At 27.1% G+C, this 25767-nt stretch carries 23 protein-coding genes; 12 read left to right on the forward strand and 11 right to left on the reverse strand.

What is annotated here, in order from left to right:
* Positions 1 to 98 precede the first annotated feature (98 nt).
* The 5 genes from purB to ACAN_RS00090 all read left to right on the forward strand — a co-directional run bounded on the left by purB (position 99) and on the right by ACAN_RS00090 (position 6387).
* Positions 99 to 1427, forward strand: coding sequence for an adenylosuccinate lyase (gene purB / locus ACAN_RS00070; protein WP_099334861.1), 1329 nt, complete (start codon positions 99 to 101; stop codon positions 1425 to 1427).
* 41 nt (positions 1428 to 1468) lie between these two features.
* A complete protein-coding gene (locus ACAN_RS00075) occupies positions 1469 to 3847 on the forward strand; it encodes a ribonucleoside-diphosphate reductase subunit alpha (RefSeq protein WP_191287726.1) in 2379 nt (792 codons plus the stop codon).
* Positions 3848 to 3930: 83 nt separating this feature from the next.
* Positions 3931 to 4962, forward strand: coding sequence for a ribonucleotide-diphosphate reductase subunit beta (locus tag ACAN_RS00080; protein WP_079580154.1), 1032 nt, complete (start codon positions 3931 to 3933; stop codon positions 4960 to 4962).
* A gap of 410 nt (positions 4963 to 5372) precedes the next feature.
* Positions 5373 to 5630: a hypothetical protein gene (locus tag ACAN_RS00085; RefSeq protein WP_099334906.1), complete on the forward strand. Its 258-nt coding sequence runs from the start codon at positions 5373 to 5375 to the stop codon at positions 5628 to 5630.
* Position 5631: 1 nt separating this feature from the next.
* Complete coding sequence (locus tag ACAN_RS00090) at positions 5632 to 6387, forward strand: nitroreductase family protein (RefSeq protein ID WP_099334859.1); 756 nt, start codon at positions 5632 to 5634, stop codon at positions 6385 to 6387.
* Positions 6388 to 6400: 13 nt separating this feature from the next.
* Here ACAN_RS00090 and hcp read toward each other — a convergent pair whose 3' ends face one another.
* Together hcp and ACAN_RS00100 are read right to left on the reverse strand one after the other, a co-directional pair.
* Complete coding sequence (hcp, locus tag ACAN_RS00095; protein WP_099334858.1) at positions 6401 to 7726, reverse strand: hydroxylamine reductase; 1326 nt, start codon at positions 7724 to 7726, stop codon at positions 6401 to 6403.
* Between the two features lie 76 nt (positions 7727 to 7802).
* On the reverse strand, positions 7803 to 9020 hold the full coding sequence (locus ACAN_RS00100) for an NAD(P)-dependent oxidoreductase (protein WP_228150657.1): 1218 nt from the start codon (positions 9018 to 9020) through the stop codon (positions 7803 to 7805).
* Between the two features lie 234 nt (positions 9021 to 9254).
* On the opposite strand from ACAN_RS00100, the gene ACAN_RS00105 reads away from it, so the two are divergent.
* Both ACAN_RS00105 and ACAN_RS00110 read left to right on the forward strand, forming a co-directional pair.
* On the forward strand, positions 9255 to 9950 hold the full coding sequence (locus ACAN_RS00105; protein WP_099334856.1) for an OmpA family protein: 696 nt from the start codon (positions 9255 to 9257) through the stop codon (positions 9948 to 9950).
* Positions 9951 to 9952: 2 nt separating this feature from the next.
* A complete protein-coding gene (locus ACAN_RS00110; RefSeq protein WP_099334855.1) occupies positions 9953 to 10345 on the forward strand; it encodes a hypothetical protein in 393 nt (130 codons plus the stop codon).
* A 186-nt stretch (positions 10346 to 10531) separates the two neighbouring features.
* Here the strand turns inward: ACAN_RS00110 and ACAN_RS00115 are convergent, their stop codons facing one another.
* The 3 genes from ACAN_RS00115 to ACAN_RS00125 are packed head-to-tail and all read right to left on the reverse strand — an operon-like array spanning position 10532 to position 13071.
* The gene (locus ACAN_RS00115; RefSeq protein ID WP_191287717.1) at positions 10532 to 10981 is read right to left on the reverse strand and encodes a low molecular weight protein-tyrosine-phosphatase; all 450 of its coding nucleotides are present in this window, start codon (positions 10979 to 10981) and stop codon (positions 10532 to 10534) included.
* Positions 10974 to 11699, reverse strand: a complete 726-nt coding sequence (locus ACAN_RS00120) for a carbon-nitrogen hydrolase family protein (protein ID WP_099334854.1) — start codon at positions 11697 to 11699, stop codon at positions 10974 to 10976. Before ACAN_RS00120 ends, ACAN_RS00115 begins: the two co-directional genes overlap by 8 nt.
* A complete protein-coding gene (locus tag ACAN_RS00125; RefSeq protein WP_099334853.1) occupies positions 11674 to 13071 on the reverse strand; it encodes a phosphomannomutase/phosphoglucomutase in 1398 nt (465 codons plus the stop codon). Before ACAN_RS00125 ends, ACAN_RS00120 begins: the two co-directional genes overlap by 26 nt.
* A gap of 96 nt (positions 13072 to 13167) precedes the next feature.
* On the opposite strand from ACAN_RS00125, the gene ACAN_RS00130 reads away from it, so the two are divergent.
* The 5 genes from ACAN_RS00130 to ACAN_RS00150 are packed head-to-tail and all read left to right on the forward strand — an operon-like array spanning position 13168 to position 18628.
* Positions 13168 to 13797: a LysE family translocator gene (locus ACAN_RS00130; RefSeq protein ID WP_079580142.1), complete on the forward strand. Its 630-nt coding sequence runs from the start codon at positions 13168 to 13170 to the stop codon at positions 13795 to 13797.
* Between the two features lie 51 nt (positions 13798 to 13848).
* Positions 13849 to 14772 carry a cytochrome-c peroxidase gene (locus tag ACAN_RS00135; RefSeq protein WP_099334852.1) on the forward strand — a complete coding sequence of 308 codons (924 nt, stop codon included), beginning with the start codon at positions 13849 to 13851 and terminating at the stop codon, positions 14770 to 14772.
* Positions 14769 to 16661: a PAS domain-containing sensor histidine kinase gene (locus tag ACAN_RS00140; RefSeq protein WP_099334851.1), complete on the forward strand. Its 1893-nt coding sequence runs from the start codon at positions 14769 to 14771 to the stop codon at positions 16659 to 16661. Before ACAN_RS00135 ends, ACAN_RS00140 begins: the two co-directional genes overlap by 4 nt.
* Positions 16645 to 17319: a response regulator gene (locus tag ACAN_RS00145; protein ID WP_099334850.1), complete on the forward strand. Its 675-nt coding sequence runs from the start codon at positions 16645 to 16647 to the stop codon at positions 17317 to 17319. Before ACAN_RS00140 ends, ACAN_RS00145 begins: the two co-directional genes overlap by 17 nt.
* Positions 17312 to 18628 (forward strand): sensor histidine kinase, encoded by a 1317-nt coding sequence (locus ACAN_RS00150; RefSeq protein WP_099334849.1) that lies wholly within the window; start codon positions 17312 to 17314, stop codon positions 18626 to 18628. The genes ACAN_RS00145 and ACAN_RS00150 overlap by 8 nt, the downstream gene beginning before the upstream one ends.
* Here ACAN_RS00150 and ACAN_RS00155 read toward each other — a convergent pair.
* The 6 genes from ACAN_RS00155 to ACAN_RS00180 form a co-directional block, all read right to left on the reverse strand.
* The gene (locus ACAN_RS00155) at positions 18625 to 20544 is read right to left on the reverse strand and encodes a TonB-dependent receptor (protein ID WP_099334848.1); all 1920 of its coding nucleotides are present in this window, start codon (positions 20542 to 20544) and stop codon (positions 18625 to 18627) included. The two genes, ACAN_RS00150 and ACAN_RS00155, sit on opposite strands and share 4 nt — an antisense overlap.
* Complete coding sequence (locus tag ACAN_RS00160) at positions 20541 to 21629, reverse strand: PepSY-associated TM helix domain-containing protein (RefSeq protein ID WP_099334847.1); 1089 nt, start codon at positions 21627 to 21629, stop codon at positions 20541 to 20543. Before ACAN_RS00160 ends, ACAN_RS00155 begins: the two co-directional genes overlap by 4 nt.
* A gap of 63 nt (positions 21630 to 21692) precedes the next feature.
* Entirely contained in the window at positions 21693 to 22841 is a 1149-nt protein-coding gene (locus ACAN_RS00165; protein WP_099334846.1) for a sensor histidine kinase, read from the reverse strand.
* The gene (locus ACAN_RS00170) at positions 22831 to 23484 is read right to left on the reverse strand and encodes a response regulator transcription factor (protein WP_099334845.1); all 654 of its coding nucleotides are present in this window, start codon (positions 23482 to 23484) and stop codon (positions 22831 to 22833) included. The genes ACAN_RS00165 and ACAN_RS00170 overlap by 11 nt, the downstream gene beginning before the upstream one ends.
* Before the next feature lie 17 nt (positions 23485 to 23501).
* Positions 23502 to 24344 carry a bifunctional helix-turn-helix domain-containing protein/methylated-DNA--[protein]-cysteine S-methyltransferase gene (locus tag ACAN_RS00175; protein ID WP_079580133.1) on the reverse strand — a complete coding sequence of 281 codons (843 nt, stop codon included), beginning with the start codon at positions 24342 to 24344 and terminating at the stop codon, positions 23502 to 23504.
* Between the two features lie 70 nt (positions 24345 to 24414).
* Positions 24415 to 25677, reverse strand: coding sequence for a serine hydroxymethyltransferase (locus ACAN_RS00180; RefSeq protein ID WP_147525198.1), 1263 nt, complete (start codon positions 25675 to 25677; stop codon positions 24415 to 24417).
* Positions 25678 to 25767 lie beyond the last annotated feature (90 nt).

Consider the following 25767-nt stretch of genomic DNA (forward strand, 5'->3'; position numbering starts at 1 on the left):
TTAAGTTTAAATTAACCAAATTTTAATGAAAAATTTTGGCTAACTTAGTTAATATATCATACACTAAAAAGCAATAAAAACAAATAAGGGACTAGTAAATGGTTGAAAGATATGCAAGAGAAGAGATGAGTTCAAAATGGACTATGCAAGCTAAATATCAAGCATGGTTAGATGTTGAAAAAGCTGTTGTTAAAGCTTGGAATAGACTAGGTCTTATTCCTGATGAAGATGCACAAAAAATTGTTGAAAATGCTAATTTCTCAGTTGAAAGAATTGATGAAATTGAAGCTGTAACTAGACATGATTTAATAGCATTTACAACAAGTGTTTCAGAAACACTAGGTGATGAGTCAAGATGGTTTCACTATGGCATGACATCTTCTGATACTGTTGATACAGCTGTTGCTTTACAAATGAAAGACTCTTTAAATTTAATTATTAAAGATGTAAAAATGATGATGGAGTCTATTAAAACAAGAGCAAAAGAGCATAAATATACTTTAATGGTAGGAAGAAGTCATGGTATTCATGGTGAGCCTATTACATTTGGATTGGTTCTTGCTGTATGGTATGATGAGATGGCAAGACATTTAGAAAATTTAGAACAAACTCTTAAAGTTATATCTGTTGGTCAAATTTCAGGAGCAATGGGGAACTTTGCCCATGCACCTTTAGAGCTTGAAGAATTCGCTTGTGAAGAGTTAGGATTATCTTTTGCACCTGCTTCAAATCAAGTAATTCAAAGAGATAGATATGCAAGACTTGCTTCTTCTTTAGCCCTACTTTCTAGTTCAATTGAGAAATTTGCAGTTCAAGTAAGACATTGGCAAAGAACTGAGGTTTATGAATGCGAAGAGTTTTTTGCAAAGGGTCAAAAAGGTTCTTCTGCAATGCCACACAAAAGAAATCCAATATTAACAGAAAATATTACAGGACTTGCAAGAATTATTAGAGCTTATGCAACTCCTGCAATGGAAAATGTTGCGTTATGGCATGAAAGAGATATCTCTCACTCATCAACAGAGAGATTTTGGCTTCCAGACTCTTTTATTACTTGTGACTTTATGCTTCATAGAATGAACAATGTTATTGCAAACTTAACTGTTATGCCAGAAAATATGATGAAAAATTTAAACTTAACAGGTGGATTAGTATTTTCTCAAAGAGTATTATTAGAACTACCAAAAGCTGGGGTAAGTAGAGAAGATGCATATAGAATTGTACAAAGAAATGCAATGAAAGTTTGGGAAGGTTTACAATCAGATAAGCCAACTACAAATGAAAAAGGTGAATCTTTATATCTTCAATATTTATTAGAAGATGAAGAATTAAGAAACTCATTGAGTGAAGAGCAAATTAGAGAGTGTTTTAATTATGACTATTACACAAAAAATGTTGATGCAATTTTTAATAGAGTATTTAAATAATTTATAAAATTTTAGGTAAAAAAAAGGCAACAAAAATGGCAATTATGATTCAAAAAAGAAACGGCAGAAAAGAGGTTTTAGATATTACTAAAATTCAAAAGATGACTATAGATGCAACAAAAGACTTAGATGGTGTTAGCCAAAGTGAATTGGAATTGGACGCACAAATAAAGTTTATTGATGGTATGAGCTCATCTGATATTCAAGATGCACTTATTAAAACAGCAGTTGAAAAGATTGATATAGATGTTCCAAATTGGACTTTTGTTGCTGCAAGACTGTTTTTATTTGATTTGTATCATAGAGTTGGAAAATCAACACATGGTATTAAAGGTGAACCATATTGTCATTTAAAAGATTATTTAAGATATGGAAAAGAAGCTGGAAGACTACTTCCTGCTCTTGGTGAGGGTTATGATTTAGATGATTTAAATAATTATATTGATTCAGAAAGAGATTTGTTATTTAACTATTTAGGAATTAAAACACTATATGATAGATATTTAATCAAAAATAAAAAAGCTGATCCAATTGAACTTCCTCAACATATGTTTATGGCAATTGCAATGTTTTTAGCACAAGATGAAGATAATAAACAAGAAAGAGCAAAAGAGTTTTATGATGCAATCTCAAAATTTGAGGTTATGTTAGCAACTCCAACTTTATCAAATGCAAGAACAAATAGACATCAACTTTCATCTTGTTATATCGGTTCAAGTCCTGATAATATTGAAGGAATTTTTGATGGTTACAAAGAGATGGCACTATTATCTAAGTATGGTGGTGGTATTGGTTGGGATTGGAACCAAATTAGAGCCCTTGGTGGAGTTATTGATGACCATAAAAGTGCAGCAGGTGGAACAGTTCCATTTTTAAAAATCACAAATGATTTAGCAATCGCAGTTGACCAACTTGGAACTAGAAAAGGTGCAATTGCTGTTTATGTTGAGCCTTGGCATATGGATATAGTTGATTTTATTGACCTTAAAAAGAACTCTGGGGAAGAAAGAAGAAGAGCACATGATTTATTTCCATCTTTATGGATAACAGACTTATTTATGGAAAGAATCTTAGAAAACTCTCATTGGACATTGTTTGATCCATATGAAGTAAAAGATTTAAGTGAACTTCATGGAGATGCATTCAAAAAAAGATATGAAGAGTATGAAAAAGATGAGACTATTACAAAAGATACTATGAAAGCTAAAGATTTATGGAAAAAAATCTTAACTTCATACTTTGAATCTGGAAGCCCATTTTTATGCTTTAAAGATAATGCAAACAGAGCTAATCCAAATGCTCATGCTGGACATATTAGAAGTTCAAATCTTTGTACAGAAATTTTTCAAAATACAAATCCAAACTATTATAAAATAAGATTAGAGTTTGAAGATGGAACAATCAAAACATATGATGAAGATGAAATTATTAAAGTTGATGCAGGACAAGAGAAAAAAGCAAATAAAATAACTGCACTAGATTCAATCAATGGAAAAAGAGTATTTATAGTAGAAAAAGAGAAAATTGATGGTGATACAGCAGTTTGTAACCTTGCATCAATTAATCTTTCAAAAATTAATACAAAAGAGGATATTGAAAGAGTAGTTCCAACTGCAATTAGAATGCTTGATAATGTGATTGATTTAAATTTCTATCCATTAAGAAAAGTAAAAGCAACTAACTTAAAAACAAGAAGTATTGGACTTGGTGTGATGGGTGAAGCACAAATGCTTGCAGAACATCAAATCATGTTTGGTAGTGAACAGCATTTTAAGAAAATTGATTCAGTTATGGAAGCAATTTCATATAATGCTATTAAGTCATCAAGTAAACTTGCAGTAGAAAAAGGTGTATATCCTGCATTTGAAGGTTCAAACTGGTCAAAAGGTATTATGCCACATGATCATGCACCTCAAGCTGTTGAAGCTTTGATGAATAAAGATTTATTTGATGGTGGATATGATTGGCAAGAATTAAGAGAAGAAGTTAAAGAAAATGGTATGAGAAATGGTTACTTGATGGCTATTGCTCCAACATCTTCTATTTCTATTTTAGTGGGTACAACTCAAGCAATTGAGCCAGTTTATAAAAGAAAATGGTATGAAGAGAATTTAAGTGGACTTATTCCTGTTGTGGTACCAAGATTGAGTCCTGAAACATGGCAATATTATATTCCAGCATATGAAGTTGAGCAAACAGATATTATTAAAGCAGCAGCAATTAGACAAAAATGGATAGACCAAGGTCAAAGTACAAATATATTTATGAGTTTAGATAAAGCAAGTGGAAAATATCTACATGAAATTTATACATTAGCTTGGAAATTAGGATTAAAATCTACTTACTATTTAAGAAGTCAATCTCCTGAAGCAAATAATGATGTTGAAGATAGAAGTATGGAGTGTGCAGGTTGTCAATAAGATAACCTTACACACAAGGTATACAAACTTTTAAAAAAGTATTATAAAATAAATTTAAATTTTAAATATAAGAGGAAATCCTAATGGATAGAAAAACGATATATAATCCACAATCAAAAGAGAACTTAAATGATAGAAGAATCTTTGGAGGTAATCCTGATGGTATGATTAACTTTACAAAGTTAAAGTATCAATGGGCACTTAATCTTTGGGATACAATGGAAGCTAATACATGGTTTCCAAAAGAAGTTCAAATGACAGGGGATGCTAAAGATTATAAGTATTTAAGTCCATCAGAAAAAAGAATGTATGATTTAGTACTTTCACAACTTATCTTTATGGATAGTTTACAAACAAATAATCTAATGGATAATATCAATCCATATATAACAGCACCTGAGGTAAATGCATGCCTTTCAAGACAATCTTATGAAGAAGCTAACCACTCAAAATCATATGCTGTTATGGTAGAAAGTATCTCAGACAATACAGATGAAATATATGAAATGTGGAAAACAGATCTAAAATTAAGAGAAAAAAACAACTATATAGCTGATGTTTACAAAAGTTTAGCAGCTGGTGATAAAGAAGAAATTACAGATCAAAAAATAGTATTAGCAATGTTTGCAAATCAAATCCTAGAAGGATTATATTTTTATGCAGGATTTGCAGCTATTTATGCACTTGGGAAATCAGGAAAAATGCTTGGAAGCTCTCAAATGATTAGATTTATTCAAAGAGATGAAGTAACACACCTTTTACTTTTCCAAAATATGATTAATTCTGTAAGAAAAGAGAGACCTGATTTATTTACTGCTGAACTTGAAGAGATAGTAAGAGATATGTTTAAAAAAGCAGTTGAACTTGAAGCTTCTTGGGGTGCATATATTACACAAGGACAAATTTTAGGTTTTACAGATGCAATAATCACTCAATATATTCAATACTTAGCAGATAGAAGACTTGAAGCAGTAGGATATAAACCTATGTATAATGTAAAACACCCTATTCCTTGGGTTGATGGTTATGCTTCATTTAATGATCAAAGAACGAATTTCTTCGAGGGGAATGTTGTTAACTACTCAAAAGGAAGCATTGATTTTGACGACTTCTAAAACTCTTTTTGATATTCATTTATTTATAAAAATAATTATAAAGAGATAGAGGAGAGGTTAAAAGAGACAATGTAAATAAAAGCTAGAGGAATATTAATTTCCAGCATTTGTTAAAGCTGAGTTGTTTTAAATTTTTTTCGAAAAAGTTGAGGACTGTTTGAGTAAGTAAAGTGCTAAATACACTTTACTTAGGAGTTCCGCAGACAGAAAAGAAATTTAAAATGACGAGGGAAGCTTTGCCTTTAACAATTAGCTGCTTGCTTTTTGGATACTTTTTTCAATAAAAAAGTATCCTTACTCTTAAAATAAGCCATTTAAACACTCACCTTAACAAAACCATTAATTTCTAATAATAATCACTTTAAAAGCTATATATGCTTAAAATAACACATATTTTAAAAGGATTAGCAATGTTAAAAGATAAAGCATTAGGTTTTATAAAAAAGCAGATACTAGATTTAAATGATTTTTCTTATGAAGTAGAAGAAGATGAGCAATTTATACATGTTATTTTTACAGAAGCTTTAGGAAAAGAAATAGAAAAAGAGTTTACATTTAAACTAGTAAATGATACATTATATATGCACTCGATTTCATATGGGTGGAAACCTGTAGAAAAAGGTGTAGCAAATAAATATTTTTGGATAGATTTATTAACAAAGGATTAAAATGAATGAAATATTAGAACAATTATTAAATAGAAAATCAATAAGAAACTTTACAGGTGAAAGTGTAAAAGAAGAGGATTTAAAACTTATTTTTGAAGCTGCACAAAGAGCACCAACATCAGTGAATGGACAACAAGTTTCTATTGTATATACAAAAGATAAAGAAAAATTAAAACAAATTAGTGAATTATGTGCAGGTCAAGAACATATTAAAAATTGTGAAGTTTTTGTTATGTTTGTGATTGATTATAATAGAACAGCTTATGCTCTTGAAACAATAAATCAAAAGCAGATGATTCAAGAATCAGCTGAGGGAATTATTGTAGGTTCAGTTGATGCAGGTATTATGCTAAGTACTTTACAAACAGCTGCTAGATCATTGGGATATGGAACAACTGCCATTGGAGCTGTTAGATTATCAGTTGAAAAGTTTATAGAAATACTTGAGTTACCAAAAAATACATATCCACTTGTAGGGTCTACTATTGGAGTACCTACAAAAGAAGCATTACAAGCACCTTTAAAACCTAGAATACCTTTTGATTCATTTGTATTTGAAGATAAATACGATGATAAAAAAGCAAAAGATGGTGTTGAAGCTTATGAGACTATTTTAAGTGATTTTAGAAAAGCAAATGGTATGAATTACAAAACATCATATAAAGAAGAGATGGCAAGATTTTATACAAAAAGTTATACTAGAGATATTAAAAACAACTTTGAAAAACAAGGTTTTATATTTAAAGATAATAAGTAGCAAAGGCTACTTATTATGCAATTAATAATTTTTTTAAATCATCTTTTGCGTTAGTTGTAAGTGTAAGATTAAAAGTTTGGCTTAAAAAGTTAAATATATCTTCATTTACAAATTGTGGAGGTTTTGGTCCTAAATAGATATTTTTTACTCCTAAAGAGAAAAGAGCAAGTAAAATAATTACTGCTTTTTGTTCCATCCAAGATAGGACAATTGATACAGGAAGATCATTAATTGGTGTATCTAAAGCTTGGCTTAGTGCTTTTGCAATCTCAACAGCGCCATTACTATCATTGCATTGTCCTAAGTCTAAATATCTTGGAATACCTGTTCCTTCAATCTCTCCAAAATCAATATCATTAAATCTAAATTTACCACAGCTTGAAGTTAAAATAACTGTATCTTTTGGAAGAGTTTGAGCTAATTCTCTATAATATTCTCCACCTTTTCCTGGTGCATCACATCCTGCAACAACAAAGAATTGTTTAATTTTTCCAGCTTTTATTGCATCTAAAATTTGTGGTGCCAATGTTAATATAGTTTTATAATGGTGTCCTGTTACAAGTGTTGTATCTTCGTTTAAATCAACTCCATTTGCATCTTCGCACTCTAAAGTTCTTTTTATAAGTTCATCAAAGTTATCATCTTCAATTTGTGTAGCTCCCTCAACGCCAACTATTTTGTAAGTAAATAATCTATCAAGGTATGTACAGTTTTTCTTTGGAGGCACAATACAGTTTGTATTAACTACAAAAGTTCCAGTAAATTTTTCCATAAGTTTTGCTTGATCAAACCAAGCTTTACCTACATTTCCTTTTAAATGTGGATACTTTCTAAGTTCTGGGTAACCATGTGCTGGTAACATTTCAGAGTGAGTATATATATTTATACCTTTATCTTTTGTAGCTATTAAAAGTTTTTCTAGCATTTCAAGATTATGCCCACTAACAAGTATAGCTTTACCTTCAACTTTGTTTTGAGTAACTTTTACAGGAGTTGGAATACCAAACTTTGAAGTGTGAGAGTTTGAAAGTCTATCCATAACTTTAACTCCAGCATTACCTACTTTCATTAATTGATTTATATGGTCATCAAAATTAAAATTTACATTTGTTAATGTAAAGTATAAAGTTTCACTCATAACATCATCAATCTCTTTTGTTAAGCTTGAATCTAATTCATTTAAATGTTCTCTATAAGCACTAAGCCCTTTTAATCCAAATATCATAATATCTTGAAGTCTTGAAAGGTTTTCATCTTTTCCACATGTTCCAACACTAGCACCACTACTACCACAACCATCTTTTTGACTCATTTCACATTGATAACAAAACATACTCATTAAATAATCCTTAATATTTTTTGTTAATTATAAGGATTTTAGTAAGTTGTTTCATTGATTAATATCAATATAAAGATTAACAGGCCTCTTGTTCTTTCAAGTTTGCTATATATTTTTCTATTGAAATAGCAACTCTTTTTGATAAAGCAACAGCTTCTACAACTGTTCTAGCACCTGTTACTACATCTCCTGATGCAAATACACCCTCTCTTGTAGTCTCTCCATTTTCATTTGTAACTACTAAGCCATCTTCTCCTACATTAATTCCTTTTGTATTAGAAACAATTAAATCTCTTGGTTGTTGGCTAATTGATACCAAAATAGAATCTGCTTCTTCAAAGCCTTCAATATTTGGATTTTCTTCATCTGTACTTAGATATTTTATACCCTTTGAAGTAAATTCAAGTGGTAACTTATAAAGATTAAATTTAACTCCATCAATTTTTGCATATTCAACTTCTAGTTTTTCTGCACTCATTTGCTCAAAACCTTTTCTATACATAATAGAAACTTCTCTTGAACCATTTCTAATTGCAGTTCTTGCTACATCCATGGCTACATTTCCTGCACCAACAATTACAACTTTTTTCCCAAGATTGTACGCTTTTGGACTTTTTAAATAATCAATTGCAAAGTGTACATTTCCTAATGTCTCACCTTTTAAGCCTAACTTTTTTGGTGTCCAAACACCTGTTCCTATAAATACTGCTTTATATCCATCTCTAAATAGTTCATCAATCGTAATATTTTTTCCAATTAATGTATTTGGTCTAATTTTAACACCTATTTTTTTTAGTTTTAATAGTAACTCATCAAGTATTGATTTATCAAGTCTAAAATCAGGTATTCCATATCTTAAAACACCTCCAATTTTATCATGACCTTCATACATTGTGATTTCATAACCTTTTAATGCAAGAATCATAGCAAGACTTATTCCTGCTGGCCCACTTCCAATAATAGCAATATTATGTCCATTTGATTTAGGTTTTTCAAACTCTTTATAGTTCATATAGTATGTTGAAATATAGTTTTCTATTCCTCCAACATTTACAGGTGTGTATTTTTTATTTAGTACACAGTGTCCCTCACAATGTTTTTCATGGGGACAAACTAATGAACAAATAATTGATAAAGGATTATTTTCAAATATTTTTTCTCCTGCAATTTTAATATCTCCTGCTAAAAATAGTCTAATCATCTCAGCAATAGGAGTATTTACAGGACATCCTTTTTGACATTTTGGTTTTTTACAGTCCAAACATGTTTGCGCAGAATTGATAATATGTTGCATTATTTACCTTTTAAATTAAAATTAGTTTAAAAATTTTATATAAATTAAATGATAAGTATATGATAAATTTGAGAAAGAATAGATAAATTTTTTATTTTTGCCTTTACAAAAAATCTATTAAAGCTGTAATTTTAAATAATATAATAAAGTAATTTATTAATTTTAGCCATATTTTTATCTCTTCTTATAATTTTTAAGATATAATAATTAAATTTTCAATAAAGAGTAAGTTAGATGCAAGTAGGTAAAAAGATTTTTTTATTATCCCTGTTGTTACTATTATTAATAGTTTCTTGTGTATATAAACATGCCAATGAGTTTATGAATAGTACAGCTTCTGTTGTTGAAGATAAAGTAGTTCAATTACAAGAAAATAATAATAGTGATGTAGTAGAAGTTGAGTTAGAACCAATTGATTTACAATTAAATGAAGCTCATGAGTCAGTAACAGAAAAAATAATTAAAATTGAAGAAGAGATAAAAGAACCTGAACCAATTATCTTAAAAAGAGTTGATGAGGGCTATAGAAGATCAAATGGTGAACTTTCTTACAAAGACTTATCTAAAAAATCAAAAGCAATTCAAGATGAATTATATTCGATTATGAGAGATGAATCTTTTGAATTTTCAAAAGAAGGTATTGATTATTTAAGTAAAAATGATGAGCTTTTAAATAAAATCTATAAAATTATGAAAAATAATGATAACTTGAGTTTTGAAATAGCTGGTCATGTAAGTATTAGACCAGGAGATGATAAGTATAATAAATATATTTCAGTAATGAGAGCTGCAAATATAAAGAAAAAGCTTATATCAATGGGTATTAAAAATACAAGAATGAAAGGAAGAGGATATGGAGATAAAATACCTTTAATTCAAGACGAAATCAAAATTTTCAATAGAATAGAATTTAATATCATAGGAGAATAATTGTGATAGAAATAGCTTCGAAAATAGTATTATGTTTAGTATTAGCAACAATTATTGGATTTTTAATAGGTTATATACTAGGTAGAGCTACAAGAAAACAAGAGTATGCACCAATGCCACAAAAACCTACTAAAAATGTAGGAAATGTTTATAATAAACCAGTTATATTTAGTTGTCCAAGACCAGCTGGTAAAGATGATTTAAAACAAATAGAAGGAATTGATTCATTAATTGAAGCACAATTAAATCATCTTGGAATTTTTCACTTTGACCAAATTGCAAATTGGAGTGACAAAAATTGTGATTGGATAGAAAACTACTTAGAAATAGAAGGAAAAATAAAAGAAGAAAACTGGGTAAGTCAAGCAAAAGGTTTTACAAAACCTCTTGTATAGTTTTTATACTTAATTTGTAATCATATTGGAATCAAGTATTGTTATAATTTAACTACTTAAATATAAAAGGAGTTAGATTATGATTACGGAATATTCTTTATTATATATGGCAACAGCTAGTTTTCACTTAGCAGGATTATCAACGATTTTTTTACTACAAAGATATAGAATCTTATAAACAAAAGTTTATGACTTTTGTTTAATAAGCTCTATTACGCATTTTTCAATCATGCTATAAACTTTGTCAAAGCCCTCAAATCCTTCAAAGAAGAAAGGGTCAGGTACATCTTGCCCATCAAAACCAAAACTACCTAATTTAATTGCATCCTTACAACCTAGTTTTTCCAAATCTTGCATATTTCTTTCATCTAAGCCAACAACTAAATCATAAGTTTGAAAATCTTCTAAGTTTACTTGTCTTGCTATTTGTCTTGATATATCTATACCATTTTCTTTTGCAATACTAATAGAGTGTTCACAAGGACTCTCTCCTATATGCCAACTTCCTGTTCCTGCACTGTCAACTTTAATATCTAATTGATTATCTTTTATATATTTTTGAGCAATACCTTGTGCAATAGGAGATCTACAAATATTCCCTAAGCATACAAAAATAATTGATTTAATTTTACTCATAATCTATTCCTACATCTAAAAATTTTCTTATTTTTCTTATTTGCTTTTTATCAAATACACTTTGTAGTAACTCTTTTGAGTCATCAAGTAAAACTTCTCCAAATGGATTTATAATACTACTTGATTTACAACAGTTGTCATCTGCACTGTTTGAGGCTATAACAAAACATTGGTTTGAAATTGCAAGTGCTTTTACTAAAGTCTCAAAGTGTTCTTTTCTACCTTTTCCCCACATGGCAGGTACAAGTATTATATCTGCCCCTTTTAATCTATTCCAATATTTTGTAAATCTAAGTTCAAAACAAATTAAAGTAGCAATTGTTAAGTGCCCTATTTTAAAAAATTTTATTTTTTTATCATTTTTGGGTTTAGAAAAGTATTTTTGTTCATTTCCAAGTTTAAAAAGTCTATATTTATCTTGGGTATGAACAATTTGTTTTTGATAAAATATATAAAATCTATTGTAGTAGTTACCATCTTTAAAAATGGTTAGTGTAAGAGCTATAGCTTTATATTTTGATAGTTTTTTTAATCTTTTTATAGCTTTTTTTGAAAATTCTGCGGCTTTTTGTATATTGTCATAAGAGTAACCAGATAGTGCAAGTTCAGGTGCAAGAATTAAAGAGTCATTCTCGCACGAATTTATTAGGTTTTCTAAATAATTAAGATTTTGTTCGAAATCTTTTGTATAATTAGTTTGAAGAGTTACTAAGTTCATCTTTTGCCAATAAAATTAGTTTATTAACTTCTTCTTCATACTCTTTTGCCATTTGTTCATTTGTTGATTCAAATCTAGTAACTAATACAGGCGTAGTATTTGAAGCTCTAACCAATCCCCAACCATGTCTAAAGTTTATTCTAACTCCATCAACATCAATTATATCAACTATTTTAGGGAAATTCTTTGGTGGATTTTTAAGAAGCTCTTTTATTTTGTCTATTAATAAAAACTTTTCATCTTCTGTTGTTTTTATTTTAATCTCTTCTGTTGAGTATGTTTTTGGAAGTTTTTCTATTTGTTTATCAATATCCATTCCATTATGAATTAACTCTAAGATTCTAAATGTAGCATAAACTGCATCATCAAAACCATAATATCTATCATTAAAGAAAATATGACCTGAAACTTCAGCTGCTAAGTGTGCATTTACTTCTTTTAGTTTTACTTTTAAATTACTATGTCCTGTTTTATACATAATAGCTTTTCCAGTCTCATTTATAATATCATACATAACTTGAGTACATTTAACTTCTCCAACTACAATTGGGTCTTTCATGGTTTTTGCAAAAAGTAGTGCTAAAATATCACCTTTTACATTATATTTTTTAGTTAAAAATGCAATTCTATCTGCATCACCATCATATGCAAATCCATATAAAGCTTCATCTTTTAAAAGCTCTTTTAAATCGTGTAGATTTTTTTCTTCACTTGGGTCTGGATGATGATTTGGAAATGTACCATCAGGATCACAATATAAGCCTTTGTAATTTAGTTCTAATCTATCTAAAATCTCACATAAAACAGTATTTGCTACACCATTACCACAATCAATCGCAAAAGGAATGTCAAAACCTTTTAAAAATGAGAACTCTTTTAGCATAAAATCTATATACATAGCTTTTGCATTGATTTTTTCAAACTGTTTATTATCTTCTATTTTTATATTTTGATTTTTAATAATCTCATCACCTAATGCATATATATCATCTGCAAAAAATGGAGTATTGTTTACTGAGATTTTAAAACCATTATATTCGCTTGGATTGTGACTTCCTGTAATCATAACAGAGGCATTAGGTTTTATGCCATTAAATGTTTGATAAGATGCAAAATAGTTAACTCCTGTTGCTACCATTCCCATGCCAAGAACTTTTACTCCTGCTTTATTAAATCCACTTGTAAGGTATTCAAACAGTCTTGGAGAGTGTGTTCTTGCATCATAACCAACAACAACATATGGAGTTTTAACTGTTTTTTTGATAATTTCTAAACCTAAATAATAAGCAATTAGTTTAACACTTTGTTCATTTAGTTCTTCATCAACTATTCCTCTAATATCATACTCTCTAAAAATAGACTTTTTAATCATAAAGACCCTTACTGCAATTTTTTTATTATTATATCGTTTGAAGCTTTAAGAGTACTAACTTTAATTTTGATATAATTTTTTTTCAAGGAGAAAGATATGATTGAGTTAAGTAATTTATATATGTTTATAATTGCCTCATTTTTATTATGTATTGCCCCAGGACCTGATAATATTTATGTATTAACCCAAGGTATGACAAAATCAAAAAAAGCAGCAATTATTACAACTCTAGGACTTTGTACAGGGCTTATTATTCATACAAGTGCAGCAGCTTTTGGTATCTCTATGATTTTTAAGACTTCACAAATAGCTTTTGATATTGTAAAGTATTTAGGTGTAGCATATTTGCTTTATATTGCATATCAAGTATATAAACATAGAAATGAACCATTAAATCTTGATACAAAAGCTTCAAAAAAAGATTTGAAAGCTTTATATTTTAAAGGCTTTTTAATGAATATTTTAAATCCAAAAGTATCAATATTTTTCTTAGCATTTTTACCTCAATTTGTAAGTGTTCAAAATGGAAATATACCTTTACAAATGATAATTTTAGGTTTAATTTTTATGGCTTTAACTATTATTGTTTTCTCTTTAATTGGAGTTGCAGGAAATCTTTTAAGTGAAAAGCTCTTAAATAATCCAAAAATAGTAAAATATATGAATATCTTAACCTCCTTTGTATTAATAAGTTTAGGGGTAAAACTAGCACTTTCCCAAAGATAGTGACACTTAAGTGATAGCTATCTATCAATATTATTATGGTAAAATAAAAATATGAAAATATTATTTTTAATTATGACCTCTTTTTTATTGTTAAACTGCAAAGAGTTAATTGTACCTATAAAATCAGATATAAAATATGATTTACAAAAAGCACTTTTAGGTAAAAAGCTCTTTTTTGATAAAAGATTAAGTAAAGATAATACAATTTCATGTGCTTCCTGTCATGATGTTGATAATGGAGGAGATGATAATAGGGATTTTTCTATTGGAGTTGACAATAAAAAAGGTAGTATAAACTCTCCTACAGTTTTTAATTCACGATATAATCTTGCACAATTTTGGGATGGAAGAGCAAAAGATTTAAAAGAGCAAGTAAGTGGACCAATACACAATCCAGTAGAGATGGGCTCATCTTTAGAAGAGATAATAAAAAAACTACAAAATGATAAATATTATAAAAAACAGTTTGAATTAGTATATAAAAATGGTTTTACAAAGGATAATTTAGTTGATGCAATTTCTGAGTTTGAAAGTGCTTTAGTAACTCCTGATTCAAGATTTGATTTATATTTAAAAGGTGATAAATCTGCTTTAAGTGAAGATGAGATTGAGGGGTATAGACTATTTAAAAAAAATGGTTGCATTTCATGTCATAATGGAATAAACATTGGTGGTAATTTATTTCAAAAAATGGGTATTTTAAAAGAGTATAAATCAAAAGTAGGAAACTTAGGAAGATATGAAGTTACTAAAGATGTTGAAGATAAAAGTTATTTTAAAGTTCCAACATTAAGAAATATAAATAAAACATCTCCTTATTTTCATGATGCTTCTGCAAAAAATTTGCATGATGCAGTTTCAATAATGATGGAGTATCAATTAGGCATGAAAGCAAATAAGCAAGAGATAGAAAAAATAGTAAAATTTCTAAAAACATTAGATGGGAAAAGACCCAAAATATTGGATAAGAAATGAAAAAAGTTTTAATTATTATATTTGTATTCATATCTCTTATTTTTTCACTTGTTTATACAACTGATCATTCAAACAAGAAAATAGAAGATTTTTTTAAAATGCAAAAAAATATCTCTTATTTGATTTCTACAAATAAAAATTTTGATATTTTTATGTCAAGTAGCATCTCTTATAATAATTTTGATGTTATTCAAAAAGATATATTTAAAATAAAAGATATATTATCTCAAATAAAAAAAAGTAACTATTTTGATAAAGAATTGATAGCTTTTAAAGGTGATTTTTTACAAATCGATGATTTGTTTAAAAAAAAGATAAAAACTATTGAGAAACTAAAATCTACTAGTGCTGTTTTAAATAACTCATATAGATATATACAAACAATTTATGAAAAGCTTGATAATAAAGTTTTTAATACTATTTATACAAGAATTATAGGCTTAGAGTTTAATAGTGAGATTGATATTAAAAAACTTCAAAGTCAAGTAAACAATTTTAAAGCTAAAGACAATACTGAAAAAATATTTCTTGTTCATGCAAAAAATATTTTGCAATATTTTGAAAAATTCCAAAAACAAAAACAAGATATAGAGGTTTTAAGTTTAAATAAAAAATTAGATGAGTTTGAGAAAAACTTCAATGACTACTCAAATGTATTCATAAAAGATATAAAAACTGTTTTATGGAGTATTATTATACTTTTATCAAGTAGTTTAGTACTATTTTTATTTTATTATACAAAAATAGCTTATCAAAAAATTCAATTAAATAGATTTAAACAAGCAGTTGAAAATAGTGATAATATTATTATGACAACTGATTATCATCAAAAAATAAAATATGTAAATGAAAACTTCATTAGGCATACTGGATATACCTATAAAGATGTTATTGGTAAAAGAGCTTCTATTTTAAAATCAGGACTTAATAGTAAAAAATTTTATAAAGATTTAAATAAAACTATTTATAGTGGTAAAAGATGGTATGGTGAGTTTGTAAATAAAATAAAAGATGGCAAATTAAGTTATGAAAAAACCTCTATTTCTCCTATTTTTGATGAAAAAGGTAAAATTATTGAGTTTTTAGCTATTAAACTTGATGTTACAAAAGAAAAAAATATAGAAAAAGAGCTTAAAGAAAAAGAACACTTATTATCACAACAATCAAAAATGATAGCACTTCATGAAATGCTTGATAGTATTGCTCATCAATGGAGACAACCCCTTTCTACTATATCAACAGCAGCAAGTGGAATGAGATTGAATAAAGAGTTTGATTCTTTAGATGATAAAACTTTTTATGAACTAATTGATTCAATAGTTGATAATACATTGTATTTATCAAAAACAATAGATAGTTTTAAAACATTTTTTAAGACAAACCATGAAAATACACTTTTTAATATAAAAAATACTGTTAATAAAGTACTTGATTTGATTGGATATAAATTCAATGAAAATAAAGTAGAGTTTATTTCAAATATTAAAGAGCTAAATATTGAAGGTTTAGAGCATGAACTTATTCAATCTTTAGTAAATCTTTTTAATAATTCTCAAGATGCAATTGCTAAAAATCTTAATAAAGATGATGAAAAATTTATCTTTTTAGATGTTTATGATGATAATGAAAATGTAGTAATAAAAATAAAAGATAATGCTAAAGGTATTGATGAAAAAATTATTGATAAAATTTTTGAACCATATTTTACTACAAAACATAAAAGTCAAGGAACAGGTATTGGTTTATATATGACTTATGAAATAATTTCAAAACATTTCTATGGTACAATAGAGGTTAATAATAGCACTTATATGTATAAAGATAAAGAGTACACAGGTGCTTTATTTACAATAACAATACCAAGTAAAAAAGATGATAGAAACAAATAATCTAAAAGTTTTATATGTAGAAGATGATGAACTAGCAAGAGAAAATGGAGTTGAACTTTTACAAAACCATTTTGATACTATTTATGAAGCAAGTGATGGGCTTGAAGCACTAAGTTTATACAAAAAATATAATCCTGATATAATAATAACAGATATCCAAATGCCAAAGATTGATGGCTTAGAATTAATTAGTCGTATTAGAAAAGAAGATAAAAAAACGCAAGCTATTATTACAAGTGCATATAGTACAAAAGAGTATTTATTAAAAGCTGTCGAGCTTCATTTAATAAAGTACTTAATAAAACCAATAAAGCATGATGAACTTTTACAATCTTTACAAGATTGTATTGATACTTTAAAAAGTAACAATTCAAATATTATACAAATTTGCGATAATATTAGTTTTGATACTTTTAATAAAACTTTGACAAAAGATAAAGAGCTTGTAAAATTAAGGGCAAAAGAGATACTACTTTTAGAGCTATTAATAAAAAATCAGAATAGATATGTGACTTATCAAGAAATAGAAAATTATGTTTGGGCAGATGATGTTATGAGTAAAGATGCTTTAAAAACTTTAGTAAGAAGATTAAAAGCCCATTTTTGTTGCAATAGCATTTCAAATCTATCAGGGGTTGGCTACAAAATTGATGTTTGATATAAATATAGTTTTAGCATATGGAGTAACTTTTGGAATACTTTTGATGAGTATTTTATTTACTGCAATTAGATATGTTTATTTAAAAGAGCTATTTTATTTAGCATATTGTTTAATGCAGATTTTTTCCCTTGCATATATAGTTATATATAGTCAATTTTTTGAAATTCCACCAATTTTTAAAGAGATATCACTAGGTTTTGCAACAATCTTTGCAATAATCTTTGCATTTGCTTTTTTTAAAGTTGAATTTATTCCAATATTTAAAAGCATAAAAGAACTAATGATTTTTACTGCTTTTTTGATTTTTGTTTTAGCAACAGTTTTTTATCATTATATGTTATTTGAGTATTTGCCTTATTCTGTTGTCTATTTTTTACTATTTTTATCGGTAATATTTAATATAAAAGATGGTGTAAAACCTACATTGATTTATGTTGTAGGTTGGTCTTTTGTATGTTTGTTTTTATATATTATTCAATTTAAAACTCTTTATGTAAGAAGTGGTTATGTTGATTTAGTTCTTGTTGCATTTGCTATTGAAGCAATTTTATTTACTTTTAGTTTAGCAAATAAACAAAAAGAGTTAAAAAATCAAAATATAAACTATGAAAATATGTTATTACATCAAAGTAGATTAGCAAAATCAGGAGCTATGATAGGTAATATTGCTCATCAATGGAGACAACCTTTAAATAACTTGTCATATATTTTTATGAATATAAAAACAAGATTTGAAAATGGTAAATTAAAACAAGACTATTTTGATAAAAAGTTTATGCAAGCAAATGAACAATTACAGTTTATGTCAAAAACAATTGATGATTTTAAAGATTTTTATACACCATCAAAGAATAAAGAGGATTTTTTAGTAAAAGAGTCTATAAATAAAGCTTTGACTATTTTAAATGCAAGTTTAAAACAACAAAGAGTGGATTTAACTCTTACTTTTCATACAAGTGAAGTATCAAAGATCTATGGTATTTCAAATGAATTCTCTCAGGTTATATTAACCTTGATAAAAAATAGTATTGAGGCTTTATCAAACCAAGAGTATCCCAAAATTGATATTAATGTTTACTCAAATCACTCAAGCTTAATAGTTAAAGTAAGAGATAATGGAGCAGGAATTTCTAAAAAAGAGCTACCTAAACTTTTTAAACCTTATTTTACTACAAAAGAAGATGGCTTTGGTATTGGACTTTATTTAGTTAAGACTATTATAGAAGATAGTTTTAAAGGAACTATTGAAGCTAAGCCTTTAGAAAAAGGCTTAGAGTTTATAATAACTATTGAAAAAAGCTTTTAAAAGTTATATTTTAATTGAAAGAAGTAGTTTCTTTCAGGTGCTGGTCTATAAGTTGTTTTACCATTTCTTGTTGATTGATATTCGTTATACTCTTTATTTAAAAGGTTATTAACTCCTGTTACAAAACTAAGTTGTGAGTTGAACTCATAATTTAACGATAAGTTTGCAATACTATATGATGGAACTTTTACTTTTTCTTTATCATAACTACTTCCAAAATATTGATAATCAAGATAAGTACTTAGTTTTGAGTTTATATAGTAATTCATAGAAAAGACAAATTTATTTTTTGATACATATGGAATATCATCTCCTTCATTTTCACCTTTTGTAATTTCAGCATTGATAAAACTATATGATTGATTAAATGTTAGATTATTTGTTGGATATTGTTCTAAAAATAACTCTACTCCATATCTTTTTGTTTCATCTATATTCTCCCAATTAAAACTTCTATCACTATGCATATTTCTCATAATCTCATTATTTGAAATTGAATAAAAGTTTGTAAGTGTAATATAACTGCCAAATATAAAATCTCTTATTCCTATTTCATATGTATCATAATCTTCAGATTTTATATTATTTACTTCATACTCTAAAGGAGTAACTGATGTTTTGTCATATCTTTTATAAGGAGTTGGAGAGATAAAACCCTTTTCATATTTAAAATAGATATTTCCATCATCACTATATTTTGAGTTTAGGACAAACTCATAAGCATCATTGTTTGCTTTTGTATTTCCATTAATTGTATTTTCAGTATTCTGCATAGTATAACTTGCATACTCTTTTCTATATCCAATCATACTATTAACATACTCATTGAAGTTATATTTACCAATAAGAAATAAAGAGTTTGTCTCTTTTTGTACTTTTGTAATATTCTCTTCACCCCTTTGGGCTTTCATCTTTTCATAATCATACCCAGATACAAGATAGCCTTTTTCAAAAGGAACTTTAAACTTAAATTTTAATCCTTTATTTTTATCAATTCTATCTTTCATTGTAAGTTTTTGATAAAAACTTAATGTCTCTAAAGAGAAGTTTTTTTGAGCTAAAGTATATTTTAAATCATATTTTCGTTTTCTACTAATATACTCAGAATATTGAGTTATTTCAGAATCATGTATTCCTAAAGGTGCTTGTTTTCTATCTTCTTTTAATTGCTCTTTTGTTAATTGATTTTTTGCAACTACTAATTCACTTTTTGCATAACTAGCATTTAGTATAAGCTCTTGATTATCAGAAATATCAAATTTTAAAGATGCATTTGCAGATAGTTTGTCATCTTTTGTTCCATTTGTATATCCTTTTTTATTTAGCTTTTGAAAGCTAGTATCTAAAAATATATTTTCACTAATACCTTTTGATAAATTTGCTTGATACTCTTTATGCTTGTATGAAGCATATTTTGCAGTTAAATAGCCATGGAACTCTTTATTTTTACTAGCTTTAGTTGTAATTATATTTACAACCCCTCCTCTTGTACCAGAACCATATAAAACTGAACCTCCACCAGGAATTATCTCTATTCTTTCTATATTATTTATATCAACTGTATCAAGAGATGCGCCAACATGTGTTTGATCTAGTGAGTTTATACTAACACCATCTACTAATATTAACACTGAGCTTGAAGCTTTATCTCCTTGTCCTCTAATATCAATTTGATCTCCATGAACACTTTTTGATGATATTGATACCCCAGGTGATCTTTTTAGGATATCTTTAATATTTGAAAAACCTTTATTTTGTATATCTTCTTTTGTAATAATTGATATATTTTTTACTGTATCTACGATTTTTTCTTCAAATCCTGCTGCACTTACAACTACATCATCAAGCCTTGTTGTTGAGTTTGCATTTAATACTGATATTGCTATAAAGCTTAAATAAAAGCATTTTTTTATCATTTTCTTCCTTTTTTAAATAATAGTAATCCTGTAATACTAAACATCAATAATGATGCACTAGCTATTAAAAATATGATTTTAAAAAAAAATCCAAAAAATTCTCCACTATGAATAGGTAACATACTAGCAATAACTTTTTCTCCAACTCTTTTATCTTCATACTTTTTGTGATTTAATATTTTGTTTTTTTCTACACTTATAGTAACTGTATTAAATGCCTTATGATGAGCAGACTCTTTTTTTAGATAGCTTACTAAAAAGTTATCACTCTTTCTTATTTTTCTTATAGTTAAAACTTCATAATCTTTAATATTTTTATTAAATAGATCTAAAACAATCATAGTTTTATTTAAATCAAGAGAGTTATATACTCTTTTTTTATTACTTGTTTTATGAGCAAATTTTGGAATTTGAACATCTGCTAGTTTGTATATTGCATTTTTGTACCACTCATATGACCAAAAAAGACCACTTAAACTCATGATTAAAAATGCCAATAAAAAGTATATACCAAATACAGTATGTAGCTTGTAATATAATCTTTTTCCTTTTGCCAAAAAGTTTATTTTCATTGCTGATTTAATATTATACTTTAATGGTTTGTAGTATAAATATAATCCTGATAAACTGAGTATTATCAATATAATTGTTGAAATAGCAATAATATTTTTACCTATAATTCCAATCATTAAATCTTTATGTAAGTATCTATTTACTAAAAAAAATGTTCTTGCATTTAAACTTGTAGTAATTTCACCTGTATATGGATTTATATAATATAAAACCTTTTTTTTGCTTGTGGCACCTTCTTTGGGAGGTGTTACTAAAACAAAAGCTTTTTTTGGATCTGAATAGACTCTTATTGCTAAAACTTTTAAATTATGTTCTTTTTGTATTTTCTCAATTAAAAGTTTTTTATCAATTGCTGTTTTGTTTTTATAATTGATATTGTAAACTTTTGGATTTAAAAATTCAGTTATATCTTTTTCAAAAGATAAAAATGCACCTGTAATTCCAATTATAGATAAAAATAGCACACTTACTATTCCAAGCATAGAGTGAATTTTTTTCCACGTTTTTTTCATATTTCTCCTTTGTTATTGGAAGTGTAACAAAGAAGTGTGAAGCAAGTATGAAATTGATAATTATTATTTATACCAATTTAGTAAGAAAGATATTTCATATTTATCTAATCTGCTTGCTTTAATACAGATATTAAAATCATTACAAAGTTTTTTTACTAAATTTAAACCAATTCCAAAGCCCTCATTACTACTATTAATCTTATAGTATCTCTCAAATAGTTGCTCTAAGTTTAAAGGTAGTTTATTGTTTGTATGGTTTGTGATTTTAAAGTAATTATCTTTTAATTCAATTTTAATTGTGCTATTATTTTTTGAGTGTTTGATTGCATTTGATATTAAATTATCTATAATTTTAATTAGTTTTGTTTTATCAATACTTATTTTACTTTTACTTATGCTTTTGATTAATGTAAGACTATTATTTTCCAACAATGGTGTAAAAAATGTTATTCTTTGTTCTAAAAGCTTATCAAATTCAATTAGCTCTATTTTATGTTTTGAATTAAAATGAATATCTGTTAAATCTTCATATATACTATTTAATGAGTTTGTTGCAGTTTTTATATTATTTACTCTTTTATTATTTTTATCTGTAAGCATGTTAGTTTGCATAGTTTCAATACTCATATTTATTATACTCAATGGAGCTTTGATTTCATGGGTAGTCTCTTTTAAAAAGTTATCCATAACTTTGATGTTCTCTTCTAAAGGTTTTATCAAAATTTTAATTAAAATATATGCTATAAAAGAGCTAAAAATTAAGATAATAAATATAAGAAAAAAGAGCTTTTTCTTATATTTATTAAGTTGATTTAGATTATTTGTTCCTTTAAGTATTATTTGAACATTTTTTAAACTCTTGTCTAAATTTGTATAATAATAAATCCACTCTTTATCATAGAAAAATCCTCTTTTATTAGGTAGTTTTATACTCTTTAAATCAAAATCACAATAGATTTTTTTATTTTTTATAAATATGCAACTTTGTATATTATCTTTTGATGCTAAAGTTTTAAGCTCTTTTGCATCATGTGTATTAATTAAATTTATCAAAAATCTTTTGTATTCACGAATTGATTGTTGAGATTTATCATATATCTCATTCTCTTTCCATGTAATTACTATAAAAAAGATTGAAAGTAAAAAAAATAGTGTACTTATTAGGTATATTGATAAAATCTTTAATATAACTTTTTTCGTATTATTCAGCAAAAATATATCCTTGAGCTCTTTGATTAATAATCTTATCTTTTCCAAGAAGTTTTCTTATTGTTTTTATATATGCTCTTAAACTTAAAAAACTTGGTTCTTCATACTCCCATAATTCACTAAATATATAATCAATAGATAAAAGTTTATTTTTATTTTCTAAAAAAAGCACTAAAAGCTTTGTCTCTTTTTTTGAAATAGGATAGATTTTTTTATTTTTATAAACAATATTCGATTCATAATCAAATATAATTTCATCATTAAGCTTGATACTTTTTTTTACTTTTTTATCTTTTGTTAGATGATTTGCTCTTATTAAAAGTTCTTTTAATTCATAAGGCTTTTTCAAATAGTCACTGCACCCTACTTTAAACCCTTTTTCTATATCTTCCATGGCATTTAAAGATGTGGTAAAAATTGTAGGAGTTTTTAAGTTTGATTCTTTTAGCTCTTTTAATAACTCAAAACCATTTCCCTCTTCTATTTTTACATCAAATATCCATAAATCAAAATCATGTTCAAATGCTAAATTTAGTGCTTCATTATAAGAACTACAAGAGTAAGTATAATAATTATTATCATTAAAAAACTCTGCTATCATTTCTTGTAGGATTAAATCATCCTCTACTAGTAATAGTTTTTTCATTTTTTCCTAGGTATTTTCTATTTTTTCTTTAAAGCTTCATATGCAACTAATATTTTTTTTCTTTCAATTCCCCATCTGTATCCAGTCATAGCACCAGATTTTCCTAAAACTCTATGACAAGGTATTAAATATCCAACAGGATTTGATCCTATTGCATTTGCAACTGCTCTTACTGCTTTTGGATTCTCTAAATATTTTGCAACCTCTTGATATGTAGTAATTGAACCATCTGGAATATTAATCAAAGCTTTCCATACATTTATTTGGAAATTAGTCCCTTTTAAATAAAGACTAAATCTTTTGTCTTTTTTTATAAATATACTATCTAAAACCTCAGTTGCTTTTTTATTATCTTCAATCAAATCAGCTTTTGCCCATATTTGTTTAAATCTTTTATATACATCTTCTTTATTTGTATCATAAAAACCTAAAAAACATATCCCTCTTTTTGTTAGTGCAATTAAGGCATTTCCAAAAGGTGTATATCCATAACCATATGTTATTTGAACATTTTGACCTAGCTGTTTATACTCTTTTGGAGTAACTCCAATTACATTGACAAACAAATCATGCAATCTACTTGGACTTGATAGTCCTAAATCCAATGAACTTTCTAATATTGATGGTGATTCTTTTAAATGTTCTTTTGCATAATTTAATGTAATTGATTGTAAAAATTGAATAGGTGTAACACCAACGTACTCTTTAAATACTCTAATAAAGTGGTATTTACTCATACCAATATATTCAGCAATTGTATCAATACTTGGTTGTTCTTTAAAGTTTTCATCAATAAATTTTATTGCTTTTACGATTTTATTGTAGTTTTCATTTTGTAAATATAGTTTATCTTCGCTCATCTTATATCTTATAAAAAAAGGTTTAAGTGGGAAGTATACCACTTAAACCTTAAATAAGTACAAGAAATTATTAGTAAGTAGATTGAGAATAAATAACAAAATTAGAAGCAAGAGCTTCAAGTTCTTTGTTTATATCATCTTGAAGTTTTGTGTTTTCAATGTCGTCTAAAACATCGCAAATTTTATTTGCTATAAACTCAAACTCTTTCTCTTTCATTCCCCTTGCTGTTAATGCAGGACTTCCTATTCTAATACCACTTGTTACAAATGGACTTCTAGTTTCACCTGGAACTGTGTTTTTATTTACTGTTATACCTGCATTCCCAAGTGCTGCATCTGCATCTTTTCCTGAAAATGGTTTATTTAAAAATGATACTAATACTAAGTGATTATCTGTTCCATCACTTACTAAATCATATCCTCTTTTTACTAATACATCTGCTAATACTTTTGCATTTGCTTTTACTTGTTTTGCATAATCTTTCCATGATGCTTGTAAAATCTCTCCAAATGCTACTGCTTTTGCTGCAATTACATGTACTAATGGTCCACCTTGAATTCCTGGAAATATTGCTGAATTAATCTTCTTTGCAATATCTTCATCATTTGTTAATATAAGTCCACCTCTTGGTCCTCTTAATGTTTTATGTGTTGTTGTTGTTACAACATGTGCATGTGGAAATGGTGATGGATGTTCATTGGCTGCAATTAAACCTGCAATATGTGCAACATCAGCAAAAAGAAAAGCACCAACTTCATCTGCTATTTCTCTAAATCTTTTAAAGTCAATCTCTCTTGCATATGCACTTGCACCACAAACAATAATTTTTGGTTGAACTATTTTTGCAATTTCTAAAACTTTATCATAATTAATTCTTCCATCAAGCTCAACTCCATAATAAAAAGCAGAGTAGTTCTTTCCTGAAAATGATGGTTTTGAACCATGAGTTAAATGTCCACCATGAGATAAGTCCATACCCAAAATTTTATCACCAGCTTTTAATAATGCTGCATATACTGCACCATTTGCTTGGCTTCCTGAGTGTGGTTGTACATTTGCATATTTACAATTAAAAATCTCACAAGCTCTGTCTATTGCTAGTTGTTCTACTTCATCAGCAAATTCACAACCTCCATAATATCTTTTATATGGATAACCTTCAGCATATTTGTTAGTAAATACTGAACCCATTGCTTGCATTACTGCTGGGCTTGTAAAGTTCTCACTTGCTATCATCTCTAAATGATTTGTTTGTCTTTTTAACTCTTTTTGTATTATTGAATATACTCTCTCATCTGCTTGTTCTAAGTTCGCGTTTGTTATATAACTCATTTATTACTCCTGTTTAGTAACTTTATTAAATTTCAAAATTTAAAGAAGTATAACTAAAAATTTTTTTTTCTACAATCCAGATATTGCTAA

This window comes from Malaciobacter canalis, from assembly GCF_008000835.1.
In the GTDB taxonomy this organism is placed as follows: domain Bacteria; phylum Campylobacterota; class Campylobacteria; order Campylobacterales; family Arcobacteraceae; genus Malaciobacter; species Malaciobacter canalis.

Excerpts from the sequence above, each read along its gene's own strand:
- purB (WP_099334861.1), top strand. The coding sequence starts at position 99 with ATGGTTGAAAGATATGCAAGAGAAGAGATGAGTTCAAAATGGACTATG.
- ACAN_RS00080 (WP_079580154.1), top strand. The coding sequence starts at position 3,931 with ATGGATAGAAAAACGATATATAATCCACAATCAAAAGAGAACTTAAAT.
- ACAN_RS00085 (WP_099334906.1), top strand. The coding sequence starts at position 5,373 with ATGTTAAAAGATAAAGCATTAGGTTTTATAAAAAAGCAGATACTAGAT.
- ACAN_RS00090 (WP_099334859.1), top strand. The coding sequence starts at position 5,632 with ATGAATGAAATATTAGAACAATTATTAAATAGAAAATCAATAAGAAAC.
- hcp (WP_099334858.1), bottom strand. The coding sequence starts at position 7,726 with ATGAGTATGTTTTGTTATCAATGTGAAATGAGTCAAAAAGATGGTTGT.
- ACAN_RS00100 (WP_228150657.1), bottom strand. The coding sequence starts at position 9,020 with ATGCAACATATTATCAATTCTGCGCAAACATGTTTGGACTGTAAAAAA.
- ACAN_RS00105 (WP_099334856.1), top strand. The coding sequence starts at position 9,255 with ATGCAAGTAGGTAAAAAGATTTTTTTATTATCCCTGTTGTTACTATTA.
- ACAN_RS00115 (WP_191287717.1), bottom strand. The coding sequence starts at position 10,981 with ATGAGTAAAATTAAATCAATTATTTTTGTATGCTTAGGGAATATTTGT.
- ACAN_RS00120 (WP_099334854.1), bottom strand. The coding sequence starts at position 11,699 with ATGAACTTAGTAACTCTTCAAACTAATTATACAAAAGATTTCGAACAA.
- ACAN_RS00125 (WP_099334853.1), bottom strand. The coding sequence starts at position 13,071 with ATGATTAAAAAGTCTATTTTTAGAGAGTATGATATTAGAGGAATAGTT.
- ACAN_RS00130 (WP_079580142.1), top strand. The coding sequence starts at position 13,168 with ATGATTGAGTTAAGTAATTTATATATGTTTATAATTGCCTCATTTTTA.
- ACAN_RS00135 (WP_099334852.1), top strand. The coding sequence starts at position 13,849 with ATGAAAATATTATTTTTAATTATGACCTCTTTTTTATTGTTAAACTGC.
- ACAN_RS00140 (WP_099334851.1), top strand. The coding sequence starts at position 14,769 with ATGAAAAAAGTTTTAATTATTATATTTGTATTCATATCTCTTATTTTT.
- ACAN_RS00145 (WP_099334850.1), top strand. The coding sequence starts at position 16,645 with ATGATAGAAACAAATAATCTAAAAGTTTTATATGTAGAAGATGATGAA.
- ACAN_RS00150 (WP_099334849.1), top strand. The coding sequence starts at position 17,312 with ATGTTTGATATAAATATAGTTTTAGCATATGGAGTAACTTTTGGAATA.
- ACAN_RS00155 (WP_099334848.1), bottom strand. The coding sequence starts at position 20,544 with ATGATAAAAAAATGCTTTTATTTAAGCTTTATAGCAATATCAGTATTA.
- ACAN_RS00160 (WP_099334847.1), bottom strand. The coding sequence starts at position 21,629 with ATGAAAAAAACGTGGAAAAAAATTCACTCTATGCTTGGAATAGTAAGT.
- ACAN_RS00170 (WP_099334845.1), bottom strand. The coding sequence starts at position 23,484 with ATGAAAAAACTATTACTAGTAGAGGATGATTTAATCCTACAAGAAATG.
- ACAN_RS00175 (WP_079580133.1), bottom strand. The coding sequence starts at position 24,344 with ATGAGCGAAGATAAACTATATTTACAAAATGAAAACTACAATAAAATC.
- ACAN_RS00180 (WP_147525198.1), bottom strand. The coding sequence starts at position 25,677 with ATGAGTTATATAACAAACGCGAACTTAGAACAAGCAGATGAGAGAGTA.